The 8,230-nt window shown below is 55.1% G+C and carries 6 protein-coding genes; all 6 read right to left on the bottom strand.

What is annotated here, in order from left to right; all coding sequences use genetic code 11:
- Nucleotides 1-73: 73 nt before the first annotated feature.
- On the bottom strand, nt 74-937 hold the full coding sequence (locus A8O25_RS21535; protein WP_066839611.1) for a nucleoside phosphorylase: 864 nt from the start codon (nt 935-937) through the stop codon (nt 74-76).
- Between the two features lie 339 nt (nt 938-1,276).
- Nucleotides 1,277-2,245, bottom strand: a complete 969-nt coding sequence (trhO, locus tag A8O25_RS21530; protein WP_066839606.1) for an oxygen-dependent tRNA uridine(34) hydroxylase TrhO — start codon at nt 2,243-2,245, stop codon at nt 1,277-1,279.
- A 314-nt stretch (nt 2,246-2,559) separates the two neighbouring features.
- Nucleotides 2,560-3,192 (bottom strand): acetyltransferase, encoded by a 633-nt coding sequence (locus A8O25_RS21520; RefSeq protein ID WP_066839614.1) that lies wholly within the window; start codon nt 3,190-3,192, stop codon nt 2,560-2,562.
- 131 nt (nt 3,193-3,323) lie between these two features.
- Nucleotides 3,324-4,610, bottom strand: a complete 1,287-nt coding sequence (locus A8O25_RS21515) for a hypothetical protein (protein WP_066839604.1) — start codon at nt 4,608-4,610, stop codon at nt 3,324-3,326.
- Nucleotides 4,607-5,899, bottom strand: a complete 1,293-nt coding sequence (locus A8O25_RS21510; protein WP_066839613.1) for a DUF2851 family protein — start codon at nt 5,897-5,899, stop codon at nt 4,607-4,609. The genes A8O25_RS21515 and A8O25_RS21510 overlap by 4 nt, the downstream gene beginning before the upstream one ends.
- A gap of 353 nt (nt 5,900-6,252) precedes the next feature.
- Nucleotides 6,253-7,083: an orotidine-5'-phosphate decarboxylase gene (gene pyrF / locus A8O25_RS21505; protein WP_066839599.1), complete on the bottom strand. Its 831-nt coding sequence runs from the start codon at nt 7,081-7,083 to the stop codon at nt 6,253-6,255.
- Nucleotides 7,084-8,230: the final 1,147 nt, after the last annotated feature.

Genomic DNA, 8,230 nt, shown 5'->3' with positions numbered 1-8,230 from the left:
GTTCTGCAAGCTGATGGACGTACGTATCTGGGTACCCACGTTTTGCGGCTGTTTGCAACACGAAAACAGAAAATTAAACCCGGTCCAGCACCTTCACAATCATGTCATCAATGATCTGGTCCGGGTTCTCAGCGAACTGGTGGGTGATGCGGTTGGCCACAATGGCGTTCACAGACAGCACCTCGTGGCCCAGCAAGCGGCCCAGGCTGTAGATACCGGCCGTCTCCATCTCAAAGTTGGTGAACCGCACCCCGTCGTATTCAAACGCCTGCATTTTGCCAATCACATCTTCCAGCTTGGGCTGCAGGCGCAGCAGCCGGCCCTGCGGGGCGTAGAAACCGGGGCAGGTGAACGTGTTGCCAATGATCATGTCTTTGCCCACCTGCTCGCGCAGCAAATCTGACCCTTTCACGCAGTATGGCAAAAACCCAATGCCCAGCGCCAGCTGCAGCTGCACGGCCATCTCGGTCTCGAAGCCGGTTTCCATGAGCGGGTAGAACTGCATGAGCGTGTCCAGCCCCATAGAATATTCGGTGGCCAGGTGACTGCCCAGCGGAATTTCCTCCCGCAACGACCCTGACGTGCCAATGCGTACAATTTTCAACGAGATACGGTCTTCGGCCTCTACCGGCTCGCGGCTCACAAAATCTATGTTCACCAGCGCGTCCAACTCGTTGAGCACAATGTCAATGTTGTCGGTGCCAATGCCTGTAGAAATCACGCTGATGCGCTTGCCTTTATAGTAGCCGGTATGGGTCACAAACTCGCGCTTGGCCACCTGCACCTCCACAGAATCAAAATGCCGACTCACGCGGGCCACGCGGTCCTGGTCGCCCACCGTGATGATGGTGTCAGAGATCATCTCGGGCAGCAGGTTGAGGTGGTAGATGCTGCCGTCTGGGTTCAAAATCAGTTCAGACTCCGGGATACGGGCCATAGTTCATAGGTTTTGGTGGTGGAATCATTTTACTTCCGCCGTTGGCGGAAAATGGAACTTGCTATTTATTTCGGCCCAAGGCCGAAGGAAAGTAAAAGCACAACAACATTTATGCATTTTGCCATTTTGAAAGAAACTTAGGGAACAGTGGGCGAACCAGAGAAGCATTTACTATTTGCCACTACCGTTCGCCGCCTAGATTCTTCCAGAATGACAAAAATAGAGTGTCTGGTTATTTCTGCCAGGTACTTTCTCATACGTCTGGGCAATACAAAACAAAAACGCCTGGTGCTGCTCATGCAAAGCAACATCAGGCGCTCCCGTCACAAAATCTCTTCTTTATACGGCCTTGGGTTGCTCCGTCTTGCGGCGGTTCAAGCCTTTGTACGGGTTGTAGCCGTTGGTGTTCTTCTGGTAGTAGCCGGTGCCGTCATACGGGCGCTTGTCGGGGTGTTCCTGGCAGGTGGTGGAGCAGGCGCCGTCCATTTTGGTGCCGCAGCTTTCGCAGATGGGCACGTGCAGGTTGCAGTGCGGGTTGGCGCAGTTCACCATTCTCGCCGAAGGCGTGTTACAAACATGGCACCTGGAGATCACCACGGGGTTCACCTTGTTCACGTCAACGGCCACGCGGTTGTCAAAGACGTAGCATTTGCCCTCAAAGTCTTCGCCACCGGCTTCCATGCCGTATTTAATGATGCCGCCGTGCAGCTGGTACACGTTCTCAAAGCCTTTCTCCAGTAGGAACGCGCTGGCTTTCTCGCACTTGATGCCGCCGGTGCAGTACGTCAGAATTTTCTTGCCGTCATACTTCTCCTTGAGCTCGTCCAGCTTCTCTGGGAACTCCCTAAAGTTCTCAATATCCAGGGTGACGGCGTTCTTGAATTTGCCCATGCTGTGCTCGTAGTCTGAGCGCACGTCCAGAATGACCACGTCCTCCTGGTCTTTCATCTCCTTGAACTCCTGCGGCGACAAATGCACGCCCGTGCGTTCAGTAGGGTCAATGTTTCTGAGGCCCGCGTGCACAATCTCGGGCTTGTGCCGCACGTGCAGTTTGGTGAAGGCGTGTTCATCAGAGTAGTCCACTTTGAAATCAATGCCTTCAAACCGCGGGTCGGCTTTTACGGCGGCCATGTAGGCTTCGCAGTCTTCCACCAGGCCGGAGACGGTGCCGTTCAACCCCTCAGCGGCCACAATGATGCGGCCCAGCAGGTTGAGTTTAAGACACAGCAGATGGTGCTCTTCCCGGAACAGTTCCGGGTCTTCAATCTTGGTGTAGTGGTAATAGAGTAAGATACTGTACTTTTTCATACGGCTTAGTTTCAGACTAAGTGTTGACAATGTGCTAATGAGTGAGCAACAACAGCTTTTCTGTTTTGGTGCGAATTTAGAAAAAACAGCCCGGAAACAGAAAATGATAGTTATCACCTCACCCCCGGCCCCTCTCCCGCGGAGAGGGGAGCTCCATACTTGCGTTTTGGGACTGTTTTGGCTGAAACAGACCAAAAACATATTGAATGCAAAGCCTTTGAGGAGAAATGAAAATGGGCAAAAACAGCAGTAAAGACAACCTAGCGTAAAAGCTGAGCTCCCCTCTCCGTGGGAGAGGGGCCGGGGGTGAGGTCCTACACAGGCTTTGCGGGGTTCCCGAACACCGTTTGCTTGGCAGGTACATCAGCCACGACCACGGCCCCTGCGCCCACGCGGGCGTTTTTGCCAATCTTCACGCCAGACACCACCACGGCCCCGGTGCCAATGAAAGCGCCTTCGGCGATGGTGACGCCCGGGTTTACCATGGCCCCGGCACCCAGGGTGACGTGGTCTCCCAGCACGGCGTTGGCATCTACCACGGCCCTAGACCCGATGAGGCAGTTATCGCCCAGTTTGGCGTTGGAGTTGACAATGGCCCCGGCCTGAATGAAGTTGCCGTGCCCCAGCCAGGCATGCTCAGACACATAACTGAACTTATGAATGGCGTTCACCGGCACTACTTTGTAGTCTTCCTTGAGCATTTTGGTGAGGCTTTTGCGGGCAGCGGTGTCTTCGGCGGCCACAAACACGTCGCACTTCTTGCCCAGGAGCTTGAGAATGTTCTCGTCTTCAGTGTTACCCATCACGGTGATTTCGTTCACCTCTTTCTGCTGCAGCGCCACCTGGTCGTCTAAAAAACAATACACCACCACGTCGTTGCTCTGGAAGGCGTCTAACGCCAATACGCCCAACTCCTGGGCCCCTAATATGATTACCGGATTCTGCATTTTCTCTTGGTTTTGGGTTGGCTGAACCTTGCGCACAGGCGGTTCAGGTAGTTCTGTTTCCGGGCTGTTTTTCTAAAAACAGGCCGAAAACGGAAACAACTTGCAAAAATAGTCAAAAGAAAATGAATACGTTAGCCCCGGCGCTTTTGCAGCCAGGCGAACCACCCCGGGATAGGCCCCCAGGCCAGCACCACCATCAGGAAAAACGGCAGCAGCGGGGCACGGTAGCGGTGCAGGGAACCCAGGTTGGGCGTGGGCAAGGTCACCAGCACCGCACTGATCACAAAGAAAACCAACAGTACGGCCAGGAACGAAGGCAATGGGGGCAACTTCTTCGTCTTTAGTAAGTGAACTACTGTGAGCAGCAGCAGCGCCAGAATCAACAGATTCTCCAGCCCTGCCAACCGGTAAAATATGGGGCCTCCCTCCCACACAAACGGTCGCACCAGCATCTGCACCACCGCCTCAGGGGCGTGCTGCACCAGAGAAGGCACGGCAGGTTCCAGGTCTGGGAACAAGAGATGTGGTTTAGACGGGTCAGAGGCGGCCAGAATATTCCTGTAGTTCCAAAGCACATGCCGGGCAAAGTAACTCAGGTTGAAAGTAGGGTGTGCGAAAGTAGCCCCGGCGGCCCCCATCCCCAAAAGGGTGATCCAAAGCAGAAACTGCCGCCAGCCAGGCTGCAGCCAACGCATCCTTCGGCGAAGCCAGACCACCAGGAGAAAAGTACCCAGCAGCACTACCAGCACCGCCGCCAGGAAAAACTTAATCTTCCAGAAGAGATACACGGCCGGCAGCAGCCCCGCCAGAATTTTGCCGCTTTCCCGGAGGCGGTGGGCATAGGCTAGTTGCAGGCAAAAGCCCACGGAAAAGCAAAGGCTGCCCATCAAAATACTGTCCTTAAAAACGCCGCTGGTCCAGAACAAGGCGCTGGGGAAGAACAGGAACGCCAGCACCGCCGCCGTACCGTAGGCGGGGTAAAACTTTTGAACCTGCCTCACCAGAAACCAGCACCCGGCAAAGCTGAAAAGTGAAAAATACAACCCGCTGGCCCAGTAGGAGCCACCCGTGAGCAGGTACAGCAGACTCAAGGGCTTCAGGAAAAAGAAAGAGTTAGAATAGGGAGCAAACGAGGTGGAAAATCCCTGCACCTCATTCAGAAACAGAAACCGGAGATACTGTTGGGGGTGGGTTTTGGCCAACTCTACCAAAGGCAACGCCTGGCGGTGGTATTCCCAGGTGTCGCCGCCGTGCAGGTGGCGCTGGTACAGCCAGCCCAGCAAAAGGCCGCAGCAAAGCTTGAAGACCAACGAAGCCCAGAACACCAGGTTCCGCTGCTTACCGCCGCCCAGACGCCACAGCCCGTACACCAGCAGACAGAAAACCGGAAGATGGAGCCAATTCAGCAGCGGGTTCATGCAGACAACGTGAGGTTCTTTTTGAGCAGGCGGTGCCCAACGGTGCAATGTAAGCATTTCCGGGGAGAGCAGTAGGCGTGGAAGAGCTGAATCAACGCCTGCGAATCGGCGGCCGAACCGTGCGGGAAGCCCAGCCCAGCGTACACCCGCGTGATTTTATTCTGCTCTTTCTTCAGGCCTTCCAACAGCCCCACCGCCTTCTCCTGGTACGCGGCGTTGCCGAACCTACGGGCGTAGGCCACCAGCAACGGGGCCACAACATTGATGAGCAGCCCCTGCCCGCTGTCGTCACCCAACGCAGGGAACGGCTGCGCCGATGGTTTTGCCGGGCCGTAATGTTCCTGCCAGTACTTTGGCGGCGCCTGCCGAAAGTAATTGAAATAATCCTCCCTGGTTTCACAGGTTACCAGATTGGCCCACAAATGTTCCTGCGCCAACAGCACCGCCAGAAACTGCCCCAACCGTACCGCCGGAAAATTGGCGGGCCGCAGCCGCAGCATGTTCCAGGAACTCATGGGCAGCGGCGCGGGCAAACTATGCTTGTGCGCCAGGTAGTGGTGTTCCTTTGCCAGTTCAACAAGATAATCATCTGTAGCAGCATTCAACAGTCCCGCCTGCCCAAAGACCAGCGCCTCCAACTGCTTCGGCCTTGGCCGGTATTTCTTCACCACCTGCCACGGGAGCGCCTGCGCCAGCTGCAGAAAACCCTCCTGGTTAATCTTGAACCCGAACCCGGCGGCCAGGGTCTGGTAGACGGTGCTTTCCCAGTCCTGCCTGCTTTGCTCCATGCGTGCCAGCACCAGACTGGCTTTGAGTTCCAGCCGTTCCAGCAGGGTTTTGTCCAGCATAGCAGATTTGAAAATGGAGTCAACGGCAGGGGCCTGGGCGGCGCAGGGAATAGTTTGTTCGCTCCAGAGCAGCTCCTGGTACTGGTTCTGCAGCGGCAACGCCACCCGGCCTTTCAGCACCAAGGTGGGCATGGGGCTTCCCTCCTCGCGCTGTACCGGTTCATCATTCTCCCAGACCACGTGCAGCACCACCTGGTTGTATTTGGCGTCTTGCTGGTGCCGGTGCCGCCGCCAGTCTGAGGCGTTAAGGTGGATTTCCACGCTGCCCACCCACTCGGTATCGCCTATTTTGATGCGGGCCGCAGAGAAATCTGGCCCGGCGTCTGCCTTGTTGTAAAAACCGGGGTGTAATACCGTAACAGACTCTCCCGCAGACGTCTGCAACTGCTCCTTCTTGAAGTATTGGTATTGCCAGACGTAATGCAGGAAGTCTTCTTTCATAAACAGGAACAGCATGTTAACCCTCCTGTTCTTACGCAGAAGCACTGGAAAAGCTGTTCCCGTTTCTGGCCTGTTTTTAGGAAAACAGGCCGAAAACGGAAACTGGTGCAGACGCTTGCAGGTCTGCTAACCCCTGCGAGGTCTTGAGAACTGGCGATAATGCGGTGGCAGGCGTATGGAACCCACCCCTGCCCCTCCAAGGAGGGGAGTATCAGGAATGCGTGGACCGGCAGGTCTCAACATCCCCCTTCGACCCCTTCAAAGGGGGAGTATCTGCAAGGAGGAGAGTATCTGCAAAGAATAGAAGTAACTTCCGCGCCCCAATTGGTTGTACAATTGGCTTGAGGCTTTATTTAAATTGGTAGGTACTCATTAAGGTAGCGGTCCATTTCCTGCTGTACCTGCAAGGCGGCTTCTCTGGCTTTCTCGGCGAAGTCTTCGCCGCTGGAGGCGTAAATAATTTGGCGGGCCGAATTAACCAACAAGCCGCACTCTTTGTTCATGCCGTACTTGGAGATTTCCTCCAGGCTTCCGCCCTGGGCGCCCACGCCCGGCACCAGCAGGAAATGGTCAGGCACCAGCTCTCTGATGCGCTCTACGTAGTCGCAGCGGGTGGCGCCTACCACGTACATCATGTTCTCGGCAGAGCCCCACTCCTGGCTGTTCAGCAGCACCTTCTCAAACAGAAAATAGGACTTGCCTTCTGAGACCACGCTTAACAGTTGGAAATCCTCGTGCCCGGGGTTAGAGGTGAGTGCCAGCAGAATCACCCACTTGTTGGGGAAGTTCAGGAACGGCGTCACCGAGTCAACGCCCATGTACGGCGCCACGGTGAGGGAATCAAAGTTCATCTGGTCAAAAAACGCCCGCGCGTACAGCTCAGAGGTGTTGCCAATGTCGCCGCGCTTGGCGTCGGCAATGGTGAAAATATCCTGCGGAATCACGTCCAGGGTTTTCTGGAGGCTCACCCAGCCCTTCGGCCCGTGGGCCTCATAGAACGCGATGTTGGGTTTGTAGGCCACGCACAGATCTGCGGTGGCTTCAATGATCTGGCGGTTGAACTCAAAGAGGGGGTCTTCGTGCTGCAGCAGGTGCTGCGGTATTTTCTTGATATCAGTGTCCAGGCCAATGCACAGGTAGGAACGCTTGCGCTGGATTTGCTCAAAAAGCTGTTGTCTGGTCATGGTGTGAAAGTGTTGGGAGGTAACGCAAAGCTAAGGTGTTTTTGGCGTGTTTTGGCAAAAACAGGCCGAAAATAGGTTTCTCTTTTCTGAGATGGACGCTGCCGTATCTGGTTCTGCGTACGCAGCATGCGTAGTTCGCTGTTCCCTTGGCGGTGGCGGTTGGTGCGGTAGTGCCTAAGTGATAAACTCTTTTCAAAGATCCTGTTGCTGCAGTTAGAATGTGTAGCGTAGTCCGATGTTCCCTTGGAAGTTCCACTTTATTCAGTGCCTCACGAGCTGCATTGTTTCATCTTTTTCGGTAAGCGCTTACGGCCGCGGGGCCCCGTCCTGGGGGTGAGCACTGCTGTTAAAACTAGGCCCTCCGGCCTTGCCGCCGGAGCGGCATCGTATTAACAGAGGCGCTCACCCCCAGGACTGGTTTGGGTTCCCCTTCTGATCAGCCTTTATAATTGTAGTTTGTTTACAGGTAACCACTGCTGATCCGCTAGCCTGGGACGAGCCCGTGCTGCGCACATCAGTCAGAGGCAGAAGTGCTAATTAACAGAGGTGCCACTAGCAGAAGTGTTGATTGTTCATTGTTCATTGCTGCTTGTTTGCCGCTTTCTCTGGTTCAAGTTTCCAACTTGGACCTATAATGGTGGAAGCTTTCAGCTTCCATGGGGCGGCAGCCTCACACTGCTTCTGCCCTCTATAGCTCCCTCTATGGCGCGGGAGTTACTTCCGTGCCCTCTAACGCTGCCAGATACTCCCCCTTTGAAGGGGGCGAAGGGGGATGTTTACACAGGAGGACACGCATTGCAGATTATTCCCCTCCCTGGAGGGGGAGGGTTTTCTTCGCTTGCCCACGCAATACCGCTTGCTCCAATGACCTCGTAGTGTCCGGAGGACCTGCGAGCGTCTGTGCCAAGGTCCTTACTACTTCAACTGCCCCGCCCTCATCCTAGCCTTCTCCCAGAGGGAGAAGGAATACCGCAGTTTCCGTTTTCGGGCTGTTTTGGCCAAAATAGGCCAGAAACGGAAAAAGCTCCTGCCATTTCTAGCAGGAGCTTTTTTCTTGTCAACTATGCTTTTCAGAAGCTAAGCATCTACAGAAAGGACGGTCTATCCAGACGTTTGGAGATGCGGTAGGCGGCGTTGAGCAGCCCCA

It is taken from the genome of Rufibacter ruber, assembly GCF_001647275.1.
GTDB classification, from domain to species: domain Bacteria; phylum Bacteroidota; class Bacteroidia; order Cytophagales; family Hymenobacteraceae; genus Nibribacter; species Nibribacter ruber_C.
The sequence above is the reverse complement of the archived record's forward strand: the minus strand, read 5'-3'. Positions and strand labels throughout refer to the sequence as shown.